The sequence below is a fragment of the uncultured Neisseria sp. genome (genome assembly GCF_951230505.1).
In the GTDB taxonomy this organism is placed as follows: Bacteria; Pseudomonadota; Gammaproteobacteria; order Burkholderiales; family Neisseriaceae; genus Neisseria.
This window is the reverse complement of record NZ_CATNVN010000043.1, coordinates 1-13687: the sequence shown is the minus strand read 5'-3', so window position 1 is coordinate 13687 and position 13687 is coordinate 1. Positions and strand designations below refer to the sequence as shown.

The following is a 13687-nucleotide window of genomic DNA, read 5'->3' as shown; positions in this document are numbered from 1 at the left end:
GCCCGGCCACCCAAGCACGCGTCAAAATCGTGACTTACGGCAACGTGACCTATGTGATGGGCATCCTCACGCCTGACGAGCAAGCCCGCGTGACCCAAAAAGTCAGCACGACCGTCGGCGTACAAAAAGTCGTGACCCTCTATCAAAACTACGTTGCCAACTGATTCACAGACACCCGGGGCCGTCTGAACATTCAGACGGCCATTCCTCCAACGATTACCTGCCACATCATGTCCAAGAATAATAAAACCCCTTTCCAACTTAAGCCCAAACACTTAATCCACGCTTTATTCCTTGTCAGCTTTATCGCCGTCGCAGCCCTTGTTGCCGGCGTATTCAGCACCCTAAACTCCAGTAAAACCGACGTACCCGAAAAAAGCCCTGCCGAACAAACCGACACACGCATTGAAGTTTGGCGCCCCAACGGCGCAGTCGAACCTGAAACCGTTCAGCCTGCCAAAGACGGCGACGCAAAAACCGCCTCCGGCTATCCTGTCGTCCCACAAGACGAAAAAAGCGACAACGCCGAAGAAGGTGCAAAAAACGACCGCTCCACTGTACACCGCAGCAAACGCACTGAAAACAAACGCGCTGAAGCCGACAAATCAGAAAACACACAATCCGACAACAGCAGCCCTGCCGCTCAAAACAAACCTAAAGCGGAAAGCCAACCGGTAGAAAATAAAGCCGCAGACAGCAAACCTGCCGCACAAGCGGTAGAAAACAAACCGGCAAAAGCCAAAGCCCCCGAGTCCAAACCGACTCCGAAAGCCGAGCCTGAGGCCAAACCACAAACCAAACCGCGCAACAAAGACAATCTCGACAACCTGTTTTAAACAGACGGCACCCCCGTCCCGTTCAGACGGCCTCCATACCGTCTGAAACAAGAAGGAAACCTCATGGACAAAGTCATCATCAAAACCCCCGAAGAAATCGAAAAAATGCGCGAACTCGGCCGCTTGGTCGCCGAAGCCCTCGATTACATCGGCCAATTCGTCAAACCCGGCGTAACCACCAACGAAATCGACAAACTCGTTTACGACTACCACGTCAACGTTCAAGGCGGTTATCCAGCCCCCCTCAACTACGGCAACCCGCCCTACCCAAAATCCTGCTGCACCTCCGTCAACCACGTTATCTGCCACGGCATTCCCGACGACAAGCCGCTGAAAGAAGGCGACATCGTCAACATCGACCTGACCATTAAAAAAGACGGCTTCCACGGCGACTCCAGCCGTATGTTTACCGTCGGCAAAGTCTCACCGATTGCCCAGCGCCTGATCGACGTGACCCACGCCTCCATGATGGCGGGTATCGAAGCGGTCAAACCCGGTGCCACCCTCGGCGACGTCGGCTATGCCTGCCAACAGGTTGCCGAAAATGCCGGCTACTCCGTCGTACAGGAATTCTGCGGACACGGTATCGGCCGCGGTTTCCACGAAGCGCCGCAAGTGGTCCACTACGGCCGAAAAGGTGAAGGCCTCGTCCTCAAACCGGGCATGATTTTCACCATCGAGCCGATGATCAACCAAGGCAAACGCCACCTGCGCATCCTGAACGACGGTTGGACAGTGGTCACCAAAGACCGCTCCCTCTCCGCCCAGTGGGAACACGAAGTTTTGGTTACCGAAACCGGCTACGAAATTCTCACCATCAGCCCTGCCAGCGGTAAGCCTTAACCTTGAAAAAACCTTCAGGCCGTCTGAAAACATAGATTCAGACGGCCTGAAATTTATTCGCATTCTCAACCTAGAAAACCGAACAAAAACTCGAAATTAAGTTTTTATTCAAATTGAATTGTTTAATTATGTAAAAATTTGCTTACGCCATATTTAAGATAAACGCATAATTTAATGATTTATATAATGAAAATTTACCGAAATAATGAATTAAGAAATATTTACATAAATTATGGCAGACAGCGGAAAACTTCTTTCGAATATACTGTCTAATTATCTAGATCAGTCATTTGCAATACGCCCACATATCACCCTAAAAGCCTACAGGAAAAGGGATGCCGGCATTCTTGCAGACCTATTTTTATGCCTAGAGGCATGCAACAAATACCACAATAAGGAAGATTCATGAAATCGTTCGAAAAAATTGAAAACATCCGCGATATCCGTAAAAAACTCGGCCTGAACCAAATGGACTTCTGGAGCCGCATTGGTGTGACTCAATCCGGTGGTTCCCGTTACGAATCCGGCCGCAACATGCCTAAACCTGTACGCGAATTGCTGCGTTTGGTACACATCGAGCGCGTAGATTTGGCTAAAGTAAACCGTGACGACTTGGCCGTTGCTTCCCTGCTGAAAAACCGCGACCCTGAGTTGTACGCTTCTCTGAAAAAAGAAGCTAAAGCTGACAAAGGCAAATAATCAAGCTATTCAAAAGGCCGTCTGAAACTCTTTTCAGACGGCCTTTTTACTTTCTATACTCTAAGGGCATGTCGCATACATGCCCTTTTTCATTTACGGCTGATACTGTTTGAAATAGCCCAACACGGTTTGCGGCAGCCATTGCAGATTCAGACGGCCCTGATCGCGGCTGACAAAGCCGACATGACCGCCGTATGCCGGTTGCAACAGCGTAACGGCCGAGGACACGTCCCGCCCGGTCGGCAGGGCTTCCGGCGGCAGGAAAGGGTCATTGACAGCATTGAGCAGCAGCAACGGCGTATCCACGCCTTTCAAGAACGGTTTGCAGGAATTGCGGCGGTAGTAATCGTGGCGGTCGGCAAAACCGTGTAGCGGCGCAGTAAAGCGGTCGTCAAAATCGCCAAGCGTTTTGCAGTTTTGCTGGCTTAAGGCCGTCTGAAACCGGGGAATCGCTCGGGCTTTCGGCAACAGCGAATTTAAAAAATAGCGCGTGTAAATCAGTCGCGTCATGCCCTGATCAAAACGCGTACCTGCCGCCACGGCATCAACCGGTGCAGAAACGACGACAGAAGCGCGCGGAACGGCATTGCTGCCCTGCTCGCCCAAATATTTGGCCAAGGCATTGCCCCCCAAAGAAACGCCGACGGCGTAGATGGTTGAATAGCGTTGTGCCAGCGTGTTGAGCATAAAGGCGATTTCAGTCGTATCGCCGAGGTGGTAGAACACAGGCGCGGTGTTTTCTATGCCGCCGCAACTACGGAAATGGGCAACCACGCCGTTCCAACCGCGCTGCTGAACGGCTTTCATCAACTCGACCGCGTAATGGCTCTCGCTGCTGCCTTCCAGTCCGTGGAACAAAACCACCAACGGCGCATCGGGGTCGGCGCTGTCGACAAAATCGTAGGCAACTTGGGTTTTGCCGGTGCTGTCGGGCAGAAGCTCGCGGCGGTAGTCGGGTGCCTTGCCTTGCAGCAGCTTGGCAAACAGGGTGTCGGCATGGCCGTTTCTGAGCCAATAAGGCGTGTTGGGTGAACGTGTATTCATGATTCGTTTCTTCTATTTTTCAGACGGCCTGAAGATGAGCATATACACCAGCAAGGCAGTCAGCGTGCCGTTTGTCCAGCCTGCCCAAACGTCGGTGGGATAATGCACGCCCAAATAAATGCGTGAAAACCCGGTCAGCAGGGCAAAGGAAATACCGCCTATCCAAGCGGCGCGGCGGTAGCGCGTGCGGCGGCAAAGCAATATCAGCATGACGGCAATGGCGGCGGAAAACGTGCTGTGGCCGCTGGGGAAGGAAAAATTGCTCTCTTCAATCAGGCGCGGCCAAAGCAGCGGGCGTTCGCGGGCAAACCATACCTTCACAATCAGCATGTTCACAGTCGGCACCAATGCCGCCAACACGCAAAACAGTGCTTCGCGCTTCTTATCGGCAAAATACAGGGCTGCGGCGACTGCGCCGATCAGCGGCACAGCAATCGCGGTTTTACCCAGATGGTGCAACACGGTGGCAATCGGATCAAACCATGTGCCCGCGTGGGCATGGACGGCGTGCATCAGCGGCGGCTCAAAAGCAAAGCCGCCATATTGCGTCAGCCAAATACCAATGATGAGGGTCGGCGGCAAAAACAGCAAAGAGGCAAAAGTCAGTGCGCGTCTGGATTGGGCTGGAGACAAGTGCATTATTCCACCGTTTCTTTCAAAGTCGCGCCAATCGCCTGTAAACCCTGCAACGCATCTTCCCACGCCGCATCCAGCAAGCGACAGGCCTCGCCTTCCGCTTTGATGCCGAACTCGATATGCGGCGGAGTATAACGGCCGTCTGAATCGGTACGGCCCACGGTTGGCAGGCTGTACGAACGGATACCGGCGTAGGTACGCTCAAGATGTTCCATAATCGGCGTAATGCGCGATTCGGGTTGGTCGAACACATACACGCTGCGGCTGCCGCGTTCGGTTTGGTTGAAGCGGTCGGCGTAATAAGTTTCCAATACCCATTCCGCCATTGGGTGCGCCATCACGGGGAAACCGGGGAAGAAATAATGCTCGCGGATGGAAAATCCGGCGATGTTGTTAAACGGATTGGGCACCAATTCCGCGCCTTCGGGAAAATCCGCCATCTTCAGGCGTTGGGCGTGTTCCGGCGAATCGAGCGGCTCGCCGCGTTTCTGGGTCACACCTTCGATAAACTTGGCAGCTTCAGGATGGCGAACGACAGGCAAATCCAAAGCAGCCGCGGCGGCTTGGCGCGTGTGGTCGTCAGGCGTAGAACCGATACCGCCGGTAACGAAAGTCGGCAGGCCGTCTGAAAAACTGCGGCGCAGTTGTTTGACCAGCAAATCGGGTTCATCAGGCAGATATTGCACCTGATTGAGCTTCAGCCCATGCGATTCCAGCAGGGATTTAAAAAAGGCGAAATGCTTGTCTTGACGGCTGCCGTGCAGGATTTCGTCGCCGATGATGATGAGGTTAAAAGCGTTCATGATGAGGTTTCTTTAATACGGCCCTCCGAACATTCAGACGGCCTAATTGCTGACAATGTATTCCATTTATAAGATAATGGTTTCAACTTTTCAAGTCTGGAGGAATCCCAATGAGCCAAAACCATACCATTTTACAAAATCTCCCCATCGGTCAAAAAGTCGGCATCGCCTTCTCCGGCGGTCTTGATACCTCTGCCGCGCTGTTGTGGATGAAACTCAAAGGCGCGCTGCCTTACGCCTACACCGCAAACCTCGGTCAGCCCGACGAAGACGATTACAATGCCATTCCTAAAAAAGCGATGGAATACGGCGCAGAAAATGCCCGCCTGATCGACTGCCGCGCGCAGTTGGCACACGAAGGCATCGCCGCCATCCAATGCGGCGCGTTTCATGTTTCCACCGGCGGCATCGCCTACTTCAACACCACGCCTTTGGGCCGCGCCGTGACCGGCACCATGCTCGTTTCCGCCATGAAAGAAGACGATGTGAATATCTGGGGCGACGGCAGCACCTACAAAGGCAACGACATCGAGCGTTTCTACCGCTACGGCCTGTTGACCAACCCGGCGTTGAAAATCTACAAACCTTGGCTCGACCAACAATTTATCGACGAACTCGGCGGCCGTCACGAAATGAGCGAATTTCTGATTGCCAACGGCTTCAACTACAAAATGTCGGTTGAAAAAGCCTACTCTACCGACTCCAATATGCTGGGTGCCACCCACGAAGCCAAAGACTTGGAATTCCTCAACAGCGGCATCAAAATCGTTAAGCCCATCATGGGCGTTGCCTTCTGGGACGAAAGCGTCGAAGTCAAACCCGAAGAAGTCAGCGTGCGCTTTGAAGAAGGCGTGCCGGTTGCACTGAACGGCAAAGAATACGCCGATCCTATCGAACTCTTCCTCGAAGCCAACCGCATCGGCGGCCGTCACGGCTTGGGCATGAGCGACCAAATCGAAAACCGCATCATCGAAGCCAAATCACGCGGCATTTACGAAGCCCCGGGAATGGCATTGTTCCACATCGCCTACGAGCGTTTGGTTACCGGCATCCACAACGAAGACACCATCGAACAATACCGCATTAACGGCCTGCGCCTCGGCCGCCTGCTCTACCAAGGCCGCTGGTTTGACAGCCAAGCGCTTATGTTGCGCGAAACCGCCCAACGCTGGGTTGCCAAAGCCATTACCGGCGAAGTCACCCTCGAACTGCGCCGCGGCAACGACTACTCGATTCTGAACACCGAATCGCCCAACCTGACCTACCAACCGGAACGCCTGAGCATGGAAAAAGTCGAAGACGCAGCGTTCACACCGCTCGACCGCATCGGCCAACTGACCATGCGCAACCTCGACATCACCGACACCCGCGCCAAACTGGGTATTTACTCGCAAAGCGGTTTGTTGGCATTGGGCGAAGGCTCTGTATTACCGCAGTTGAATAATAAGGAGTAGAATGAGGGGGCTTTAAAGCCCCCTTATTTTTAAAGGAATAAAATGAAAGAATATAAAGCCGTCATTTATCAAGAGAACCTGCTTTCCAGTTTGGTTTTTGGCAGCGCCAAAATCAATCCGGTCAAATTCAGCGATTTCCTCAACAGCCACGCTTCGCAAGGCTGGAAGGTCGTTACCATGGAAAAAGACCAGCGCCGCATGCTGCTGTTTTTCGTGCGTGAAGCCTACGTCGTCATTTTGGAAAAAGAACGTGTTTAAACTCGGCGTCTATGCCTGTCTCGGATTGTTCGTCAGCTGGGTGTTGCTCTTGATTTTGCAACTTTGGTTTTCCTTCATCGATGCCGATATGTTTCTCAAAATCACCCTGACCATGGCAGGTCTTTTCATTATTATTCTGGCCAGCTTACTGGTCATCAGCCAGTATTTTTCCGAAAAGAAAATGAAGGACGACGGATTTATCAACTGATACTACTTCGGGAAGCGCCATGTATGCTTTATCCGAAACCTTGACGCAAAATCCTTGTTTAATAGACAAGGCCGTCTGAAATGTAAGTTTCAGACGGCCTGATTACCCTTCCCAAATTTATCAAATACCATGAAATTCTTTTCTCACTTTTATCTTGAAAATCATATGTATTTCCACGACTACTTGAAATATATCCTGATTTTCGCCGCCCTCGTCATCCTCCTGCTCACCGTATCGCAATACCTGCGCCACCGCATGGACACCAAATACCGCGACCTGAGCATTATTGCGCTGTTGCTGCTCATCCTCATCTGCGGCACGCAATATCTTTCATACAGCGAGCGTCAAAACTTTGCCGCCGATACTTCGCGCATGGTGGGTTTTCTCAATGCCTTGATTGAAAACCAAAAAGTTGAAAAACAAGACATCATCGTCAACAGCACGCGCCTGTTCAACGGCATGATTATCGGCATCAAAAACCAATACTACGAAGTCCATTTCAATCAAGACTTCTCCGCCTACACGCTGACGCCCATCAATTTGGTCAACAACAATATCGAACTCATCGATAAAGAATAACAGGATACACACACATGGAAGCATACTCCCTGCTCGCCCTCAAACTACTGATGGGTATTTTAGGTTTGATTTTGCAAATCAACCTCTTAGGTAAAGGCAACCTCGCGCCGACCTCCGCCATGGATCAAGTACAAAACTATGTACTCGGCGGCATCATCGGTGGCGTGATTTACAGCGACAGCGTCGGCCTGTTGCAATTTTTCCTCGTACTGATTTTGTGGACGCTGTTGGTCTTGAGCCTGAAATTCATCAAAAACCACAACCGCTGGGTCAAATCCGTGATTGACGGCAAATCCGTCTGGGTTATCGTCAACGGCAAAATCCAAACCGATGAATGCATGAAAAACGGTATCAGCGCACACGACCTAATGTTCAAACTCCGCGCCGCCGGCATCTACGAAATCTCTGCCGTCAAACGCGCCGTCATGGAGCAAAACGGCCAGCTCGCCGTCATTAAGTACGGCGACGAAAGCCTGCGCTATCCGCTGATTACAGACGGCCAAGTCGACCCCGACATCCTCGAAATCATTAAGCGTGATGAAGAATGGCTGCAACAAGAACTCGACCGCCTCCACCTTGAAGCCTCGCAAGTCTATATCGGCGAATACATAGACGGAAAATTGGTGGCACACCCTTATCCTTCTTGATTTGAAAATAGCAGGCCGTCTGAAACCTTGATTTCAGACGGCCTTTTTATATCCGGTTCAAACACTGATTTTTTAATCGCGATATTCAAACGTTGTGCCCAAAAATTGAGCCAGTGCGGAGACGTGGGAATGTCGAGGGTCTTTGACGGCGGTCAGCAATAAAATATTGCCGTGCTGTTTTTCCAAATCCAGCAGCCGCTTGATGGCTGCCTGCTCGGTATCGCCATACAACTCTTCGTGATAACGGCTGACAAAACCGTCAAAATTCTCAGCCGGATTTTCGTGATACCAGCGGCGCAGGTTTGCACTGGGCGTAATGTCTTTCAGCCAAAGTGCAGTAGCGAAAACTTCTTTATGGACGCCTCGCGGATAGAGGCGGTCGATAAAGACAGCGGTTTGTTTAGAATCGGGTTGATAGGCGTAAATGCGCTGTACGGTAAACATTTTTTCTCGTCTCCAATGGATTCAGGCCGTCTGAAAATTCAGACGGCCTGATGTTTTTTAGGTTTAGAACAGTTTTTTGACTTCGGCTTCGATATCTTCGGCACGCATAAAGGTTTCGCCGATCAGGAAAGTATGCACGCCGTGGTCGCGCATGAAATCGACGTCTTCTTTGTTGCGGATGCCGCTTTCGGTTACAACGGTTTTGCCGTTTAATTCGGGCAAGAGGTCGAGGGTTTGTTGTAGGGTCACTTCAAACGTACGCAGGTTGCGGTTGTTGACACCCCACAACGGCGTGGTCATGTTGCGGCATTTTTCCAGCTCAGACGCATCGTGCAATTCCAACAATACAGTCATGCCCAATTCGTGGGCAACGGCTTCAAAACGCTCAAGCTGCTCTGCTTCCAAGGCGGCAGCAATCAGAAGAACCGCATCCGCACCCCACGCGCGCGCCTGATAGATTTGGTATTCGTCGATGATGAAATCTTTACGCAAGACCGGCAGCGCCACGGCCGCACGCGCCTGTTTCAAATACTCGGGCGAGCCTTGGAAATAAGGTTCGTCCGTCAACACGGACAAACAGGCCGCGCCGGCTTTTTCATAGGCAACGGCGATTTCGGCAGGATGAAAATCAGAACGGATCAGGCCTTTGCTCGGGCTAGCTTTTTTGACTTCGGCAATAATGGCTGGCAGATTCTGTGCGTGTTTTTCACGGATCGAGCCGATAAAGCTGCGAACCGGCGCGGCTGCCTGCGCTTGGGCTTTGATGTCTTCCAAGGAAACGGCGGCTTTTTGGGCGGCCACTTCTTCTGCTTTGGTAGCAAGGATTTTGTTGAGAATATCGGTCATGGCGTTTTTCTACTGGGCTGATTTTCGGGTTTGAATCGTGCAACATGCTGTTGCCAATTAGGTTTCAGACGGCCTGAATGCCGTTATTTTAATGGTTTGAAAAAAGGCGGGCAAGAATGCCCGCCTTTGTGTCTGCTTCAATTTAGTGATGAATGCCCAAAACGGACGCGTTGTGGCTGATGATTTCGTCCGCCAAAGACGGATTGTCGTTTAGCTTGATACCGTAGCCAGGCACCAATTCTTTCAGACGGCCTGACCATGATTCGGCATGATCTGGGAAGCATTGGTTGATCAGCTTAATCATCAAAGGCACGGCGGTTGATGCGCCTGGGGACGCGCCCAGCAAGGCGGCCAGCGAGCCGTCGGCATGGGCGACGATTTCGGTACCGAATTGGAGTACGCCGCCTTTTTTCGGGTCTTTTTTGATGATTTGTACGCGTTGACCGGCGGTAATCAGTTCCCAATCGTCAGGATTGGCTTCCGGATAATACTCTAAGAGCGAAGTGAAGCGTTCTTCTTTGGTTTTACGCAATTCGCCCAAGAGGTATTTTGTCAACGGCATATTAGCCCAACCGGCACGGAGCATAGGATAGAGGTTGTCCATGTGGATGGACATCGGCAAATCCATAAGCGAGCCTTGTTTGAGGAAGTTGGGGCGGAAGCCTGCATACGGGCCGAACATCAAATGGCGTTGGCCGTCCACGTTGCGGGTATCCAAATGCGGAACGGACATAGGGGGCGCGCCGACGGAGGCTTGGCCGTACACTTTGGCGTTGTGTTGCGCGGCCGTTTCGGGATTGCTATTGCGGAAGAAGAGGCCGGAAACCGGAAAGCCGCCGTAGCCTTTGCCTTCGGGGATACCGGATTTTTGCAGCAGAGTCAGTGCGCCACCGCCTGCGCCGAGGAAGACGAAACGGGTGCGGAGTGTCAACGGGTCATCATCGTCTTTGGTGCTGCTGGTTTTCAGCACCCATGCGCCGTCCGATTCGCGGTTGAGGTCGTCGACATGACGGTTGAATTTGATTTTTACGCCTTTGTCGCTCAAGTATTTGACCATCTGGCGGGTCAGGCTGCCGAAATCGACGTCTGTGCCTTCGGCGGAGTAGTTGGCGGCGATGGATTGGTTTTCATCACGGCCGTTGACAACCAGCGGCGCCCATTCGGCAATTTTGGCGCGGTCGGTAGAAAACTCCATTTTTTCAAAGAGTTTTTGGTTTTTGAACACGTCGAAACGTTTTTGCAGATAACTGCAATGGTCGGCGTTCATCACCAGCGACATATGGGGGACGGAATTGATGAAAGTACGGTCGGTCAGTTTGCCTTCTTCGACCAAAGTCGCCCAAAATTGGCGGCTGATATGGAATTGTTCGGCAATATTAAGGGCGCGGGTCGGATCGATCGTGCCATCGGCAGTCAGGGGCGCATAGTTCAATTCACACAGCGCAGAGTGTCCCGTACCGGCGTTGTTCCATGCATTTGATGATTCCAACGCTACATCTTCCAAGCGTTCGATCAGGGTGATTTCCCAAGATGGTTCGAGTTCTTTGAGCAATACGCCCAAAGTGGCGCTCATAATGCCGCCGCCTACTAATACGACATCGGTTGCTTCAGCCATGGTTTTACTCCTACTAAAGTCAGGCATGGTTTGCCTTGTGGTTATCTATCATTATAAACAACTGATTTCATAGGAATTATTTTGTATTTTTATTGTGTGTGAAACTTTTGTTGCCTGCTGAGTTTCCGAGCGTAAATGGCGGAAGGCAGTTTCGGTTTGGGTTCCAGATTTCAGATCTTTATAATATGTTATTGAGAATTTAGTAGATTTTACGGAGAAATGCAAAGATTTTCTGTTCGGTTCATATAAAAATAAGAGACTAGGCCGTCTGAAAACGTTTTTTTAACCTTTATCTACCAACGTTTGCCAAGAAAAAAGAATTTTTCATTTCTTTTTTAATTGACCGTTTTTGTCAGCAATTTCAGCGCTAACAAACGTGAATCAACCGTCAATCTGCTATCATTTCAACTTATTTTCCCAAGGCAAGCCGCCATGTATCTGACACAAGAAAAGCCCTACCGCCCCCTATTGGTCGCACTGATGTTCCTCACCCTGCCGCTGGCAATGATATTGCACAATATCGTGCAAATCGCCTTTTCAGACGGCCAAGGCCTGCTAGTTACAGTCAAAGACGGCACATGGGCATGGCAAAGCGGTTGGCAGGATTCCGTCGCATGGTTCGTCTGCGGCATGTTTGCCTTCCTCAACCTGCCGATTGCCGGCGGGCTGACCAAGCTGGCGTATAAAAAAATGATGCGACGGCATTCGCGTTACGCCATCTTCCTTGCCGGTGTCGCAGCGTGTGCCTCGGCGGCGGCAGGCTTGATTTTTGAAGCCATCTTAGGCAATGCCGCATTGGCCGGTATGCGCGGGCAAGGCGTGTTCTACTACACCCTCTCCGTATGGATCATCGCCATGCTGACCCTGCCCAAACAGCTCACGCGCGCGCCGGAGCAGCCCATCGTCTTTCACAAGATGAAACGTTGATTCAACAGGCGCAAACATTTTCAGACGGCATGCTTTCCGTTACCATTACATCCAACGCGTTTTAACCAATAAGGAATAACAAATGAATCAGGCGCAACAGCTCCGCGACGGCATACAGGCACTGGGTTTGGACATCGACGAAACCAAACAGGCCAAACTGCTAGACTATGCCGCCCTGCTGCAAAAGTGGAACAAAACCTACAACCTGACCGCCCTGCGCGATCCCGCCCAAACCGTCAGCCATCACCTGCTCGACAGCCTGACCCTCCTGCCCTATATCGAACACGCCCAAACCATGCTCGACGTCGGCTCCGGCGGCGGACAGCCCGGCATCCCCACCGCCATCTGCCGCCCCGACCTCGACATCACCCTCCTCGATGCCAACACCAAAAAAACCGCCTTTCTGCAACAAGCCGTCATCGAACTCGGCCTTAAAAACGTCCGCGTCATCAGCGGCCGCGTAGAAGCCGCCGCCGACTGCCGCGCCGACGTCATCACCAGCCGCGCCTTTGCCGAACTCGCCGACTTCGTCAACTGGACCGAGCACCTCCTCAAAGACGGCGGCTACTGGGCGGCCATGAAAGGCATATACCCGCAAGAAGAAATCGACAAACTGCCCGAAAGCGTCGCCGTCGAAAAAGTCGAAGCATTGCACGTCCCCCAACTCAATGCCGAACGCCATATCGTCATCATCCGCAAAAAGGTCGTCTGAAAACAACCCAAGCATACCGAATAACGGTACAATCCAGCCATCCACACTTAACACGACAGCAAAGCACATGAGCGCACAAATCCTCGCCGTCGCCAACCAAAAAGGCGGAGTCGGCAAAACCACCACCACCGTCAACCTAGCCGCCTCCCTGGCCTCCAAAGGCCGCCGCGTCCTCGTCGTCGACCTCGACCCCCAAGGCAACGCCACCACAGGCAGCGGCATCAACAAAGCCACCATCGAAAACGGCGTTTACCAAGTTGTCCTCGGCAAAACCGACATCCCCAACGCCGTCGTCCGCAGCAAAGAAGGCGGCTACGACGTATTGGGCGCCAACCGCACACTGGCCGGCGCAGAAGTCGAACTCGTCCAAGAAATCGCACGCGAAATCCGCCTCAAAAACGCCCTGCAGCTCGTTGCCGACAACTACGACTACGTCCTCATCGACTGCCCCCCATCCCTGACCCTGCTCACCCTCAACGGCCTGGTCGCCGCCAACGGCGTCATCGTCCCCATGCTTTGCGAATACTACGCCCTCGAAGGCATTTCCGACTTAGTGGCCACCGTCCGAAAAATCCGCCAAGCCATCAACCCCGACCTCGACGTAACCGGCATCGTCCGCACCATGTATGACAGCCGCAGCCGCCTTGTCGTCGAAGTCAGCGAACAGCTCAAACAACACTTCGGCAACCTGCTCTTCGATACCGTCATCCCCCGCAACATCCGCCTCGCCGAAGCCCCCAGCCACGGCCTCCCCGCCCTCGCCTACGATGCCCACGCCAAAGGCACCCAAGCTTATCTCGACTTGGCCGATGAACTGATTGCACGGTTGGAAAAATAAACAGAAATATGAATATAAAAAGGCCGTCCGAAAGTTGAAAAGTGCTTTCAGACGGCCTTTGGTTTAGCTGGAAAGAACATTTTTAAAAAAGACCGCGTGCGTGCGTACCGCACACACCCTACGCGTTGGTTTTGAAGTTCCGCGTAATTCACAGGTAGGGTGTATGGTGCAGCGACGCACGCAGTCGGTTGGATATGCAGGCTACGGCTTGCAGATTATTCAGTATGTAAGGTATCAATTATTATTCAAATAATCGATTAGTTTCTTTAAATCAGTTACTAGGCCATTTTTCATATCT

17 protein-coding genes are annotated in these 13687 nt (G+C 52.1%); 11 read left to right on the top strand and 6 right to left on the bottom strand.

Going from position 1 to position 13687, the window contains the following annotated elements:
- The first annotated feature begins 230 nt into the window (after positions 1–230).
- From Q1M25_RS04445 to Q1M25_RS04435, 3 genes are all read left to right on the top strand, one after another.
- On the top strand, positions 231–836 hold the full coding sequence (locus Q1M25_RS04445) for a hypothetical protein (RefSeq protein WP_300482195.1): 606 nt from the start codon (positions 231–233) through the stop codon (positions 834–836).
- A gap of 63 nt (positions 837–899) precedes the next feature.
- Entirely contained in the window at positions 900–1679 is a 780-nt protein-coding gene (gene map / locus Q1M25_RS04440) for a type I methionyl aminopeptidase (RefSeq protein WP_004520245.1), read from the top strand.
- 405 nt (positions 1680–2084) lie between these two features.
- Positions 2085–2378: a DNA-binding transcriptional regulator gene (locus Q1M25_RS04435; RefSeq protein WP_003684039.1), complete on the top strand. Its 294-nt coding sequence runs from the start codon at positions 2085–2087 to the stop codon at positions 2376–2378.
- Between the two features lie 93 nt (positions 2379–2471).
- On the opposite strand, the gene Q1M25_RS04430 is transcribed toward Q1M25_RS04435, so the two are convergent.
- From Q1M25_RS04430 to Q1M25_RS04420, 3 genes are read right to left on the bottom strand one after another with little or no spacing between them, the layout of a single operon-like run.
- On the bottom strand, positions 2472–3422 hold the full coding sequence (locus Q1M25_RS04430) for an alpha/beta fold hydrolase (protein WP_300482189.1): 951 nt from the start codon (positions 3420–3422) through the stop codon (positions 2472–2474).
- Between the two features lie 12 nt (positions 3423–3434).
- On the bottom strand, positions 3435–4061 hold the full coding sequence (locus Q1M25_RS04425) for a phosphatase PAP2 family protein (protein WP_300482187.1): 627 nt from the start codon (positions 4059–4061) through the stop codon (positions 3435–3437).
- Complete coding sequence (locus tag Q1M25_RS04420) at positions 4061–4861, bottom strand: competence/damage-inducible protein A (protein ID WP_070590443.1); 801 nt, start codon at positions 4859–4861, stop codon at positions 4061–4063. The genes Q1M25_RS04425 and Q1M25_RS04420 overlap by 1 nt, the downstream gene beginning before the upstream one ends.
- 110 nt (positions 4862–4971) lie before the next feature.
- On the opposite strand from Q1M25_RS04420, the gene argG reads away from it, so the two are divergent.
- From argG to Q1M25_RS04395, 5 genes are all read left to right on the top strand, one after another.
- Complete coding sequence (gene argG, locus Q1M25_RS04415; RefSeq protein ID WP_300482182.1) at positions 4972–6315, top strand: argininosuccinate synthase; 1344 nt, start codon at positions 4972–4974, stop codon at positions 6313–6315.
- A 42-nt stretch (positions 6316–6357) separates the two neighbouring features.
- Positions 6358–6573 carry a DUF4177 domain-containing protein gene (locus tag Q1M25_RS04410; protein WP_003749376.1) on the top strand — a complete coding sequence of 72 codons (216 nt, stop codon included), beginning with the start codon at positions 6358–6360 and terminating at the stop codon, positions 6571–6573.
- The gene (locus Q1M25_RS04405; protein WP_070825809.1) at positions 6566–6781 is read left to right on the top strand and encodes a hypothetical protein; all 216 of its coding nucleotides are present in this window, start codon (positions 6566–6568) and stop codon (positions 6779–6781) included. The genes Q1M25_RS04410 and Q1M25_RS04405 overlap by 8 nt, the downstream gene beginning before the upstream one ends.
- A gap of 129 nt (positions 6782–6910) precedes the next feature.
- On the top strand, positions 6911–7360 hold the full coding sequence (locus tag Q1M25_RS04400; protein WP_107724199.1) for a DUF3290 domain-containing protein: 450 nt from the start codon (positions 6911–6913) through the stop codon (positions 7358–7360).
- 14 nt (positions 7361–7374) lie between these two features.
- The gene (locus Q1M25_RS04395; RefSeq protein ID WP_070735017.1) at positions 7375–8007 is read left to right on the top strand and encodes a DUF421 domain-containing protein; all 633 of its coding nucleotides are present in this window, start codon (positions 7375–7377) and stop codon (positions 8005–8007) included.
- A gap of 72 nt (positions 8008–8079) precedes the next feature.
- On the opposite strand, the gene Q1M25_RS04390 is transcribed toward Q1M25_RS04395, so the two are convergent.
- The 3 genes from Q1M25_RS04390 to Q1M25_RS04380 form a co-directional block, all read right to left on the bottom strand.
- Positions 8080–8451: a DUF488 domain-containing protein gene (locus tag Q1M25_RS04390; protein WP_070735016.1), complete on the bottom strand. Its 372-nt coding sequence runs from the start codon at positions 8449–8451 to the stop codon at positions 8080–8082.
- A 63-nt stretch (positions 8452–8514) separates the two neighbouring features.
- Complete coding sequence (gene trpC, locus Q1M25_RS04385; protein WP_070735014.1) at positions 8515–9297, bottom strand: indole-3-glycerol phosphate synthase TrpC; 783 nt, start codon at positions 9295–9297, stop codon at positions 8515–8517.
- A gap of 142 nt (positions 9298–9439) precedes the next feature.
- Positions 9440–10912: a malate:quinone oxidoreductase gene (locus Q1M25_RS04380; protein ID WP_049329291.1), complete on the bottom strand. Its 1473-nt coding sequence runs from the start codon at positions 10910–10912 to the stop codon at positions 9440–9442.
- Between the two features lie 432 nt (positions 10913–11344).
- Here Q1M25_RS04380 and Q1M25_RS04375 point away from each other — a divergent pair, with 432 nt between their 5' ends.
- The 3 genes from Q1M25_RS04375 (at position 11345) to Q1M25_RS04365 (ending at position 13389) form a co-directional block, all read left to right on the top strand.
- Positions 11345–11839 carry a hypothetical protein gene (locus tag Q1M25_RS04375; RefSeq protein WP_300482168.1) on the top strand — a complete coding sequence of 165 codons (495 nt, stop codon included), beginning with the start codon at positions 11345–11347 and terminating at the stop codon, positions 11837–11839.
- Between the two features lie 82 nt (positions 11840–11921).
- Positions 11922–12551 carry a 16S rRNA (guanine(527)-N(7))-methyltransferase RsmG gene (gene rsmG / locus Q1M25_RS04370; protein ID WP_300482166.1) on the top strand — a complete coding sequence of 210 codons (630 nt, stop codon included), beginning with the start codon at positions 11922–11924 and terminating at the stop codon, positions 12549–12551.
- A 67-nt stretch (positions 12552–12618) separates the two neighbouring features.
- Entirely contained in the window at positions 12619–13389 is a 771-nt protein-coding gene (locus tag Q1M25_RS04365; RefSeq protein WP_300482163.1) for a ParA family protein, read from the top strand.
- The last annotated feature ends 298 nt before the right edge of the window (positions 13390–13687 follow it).

Excerpts from the sequence above, each read along its gene's own strand:
- Q1M25_RS04445 (WP_300482195.1), top strand. The coding sequence starts at position 231 with ATGTCCAAGAATAATAAAACCCCTTTCCAACTTAAGCCCAAACACTTA.
- map (WP_004520245.1), top strand. The coding sequence starts at position 900 with ATGGACAAAGTCATCATCAAAACCCCCGAAGAAATCGAAAAAATGCGC.
- Q1M25_RS04435 (WP_003684039.1), top strand. The coding sequence starts at position 2,085 with ATGAAATCGTTCGAAAAAATTGAAAACATCCGCGATATCCGTAAAAAA.
- Q1M25_RS04430 (WP_300482189.1), bottom strand. The coding sequence starts at position 3,422 with ATGAATACACGTTCACCCAACACGCCTTATTGGCTCAGAAACGGCCAT.
- Q1M25_RS04425 (WP_300482187.1), bottom strand. The coding sequence starts at position 4,061 with ATGCACTTGTCTCCAGCCCAATCCAGACGCGCACTGACTTTTGCCTCT.
- Q1M25_RS04420 (WP_070590443.1), bottom strand. The coding sequence starts at position 4,861 with ATGAACGCTTTTAACCTCATCATCATCGGCGACGAAATCCTGCACGGC.
- argG (WP_300482182.1), top strand. The coding sequence starts at position 4,972 with ATGAGCCAAAACCATACCATTTTACAAAATCTCCCCATCGGTCAAAAA.
- Q1M25_RS04410 (WP_003749376.1), top strand. The coding sequence starts at position 6,358 with ATGAAAGAATATAAAGCCGTCATTTATCAAGAGAACCTGCTTTCCAGT.
- Q1M25_RS04400 (WP_107724199.1), top strand. The coding sequence starts at position 6,911 with ATGAAATTCTTTTCTCACTTTTATCTTGAAAATCATATGTATTTCCAC.
- Q1M25_RS04395 (WP_070735017.1), top strand. The coding sequence starts at position 7,375 with ATGGAAGCATACTCCCTGCTCGCCCTCAAACTACTGATGGGTATTTTA.
- Q1M25_RS04390 (WP_070735016.1), bottom strand. The coding sequence starts at position 8,451 with ATGTTTACCGTACAGCGCATTTACGCCTATCAACCCGATTCTAAACAA.
- trpC (WP_070735014.1), bottom strand. The coding sequence starts at position 9,297 with ATGACCGATATTCTCAACAAAATCCTTGCTACCAAAGCAGAAGAAGTG.
- Q1M25_RS04380 (WP_049329291.1), bottom strand. The coding sequence starts at position 10,912 with ATGGCTGAAGCAACCGATGTCGTATTAGTAGGCGGCGGCATTATGAGC.
- Q1M25_RS04375 (WP_300482168.1), top strand. The coding sequence starts at position 11,345 with ATGTATCTGACACAAGAAAAGCCCTACCGCCCCCTATTGGTCGCACTG.
- rsmG (WP_300482166.1), top strand. The coding sequence starts at position 11,922 with ATGAATCAGGCGCAACAGCTCCGCGACGGCATACAGGCACTGGGTTTG.
- Q1M25_RS04365 (WP_300482163.1), top strand. The coding sequence starts at position 12,619 with ATGAGCGCACAAATCCTCGCCGTCGCCAACCAAAAAGGCGGAGTCGGC.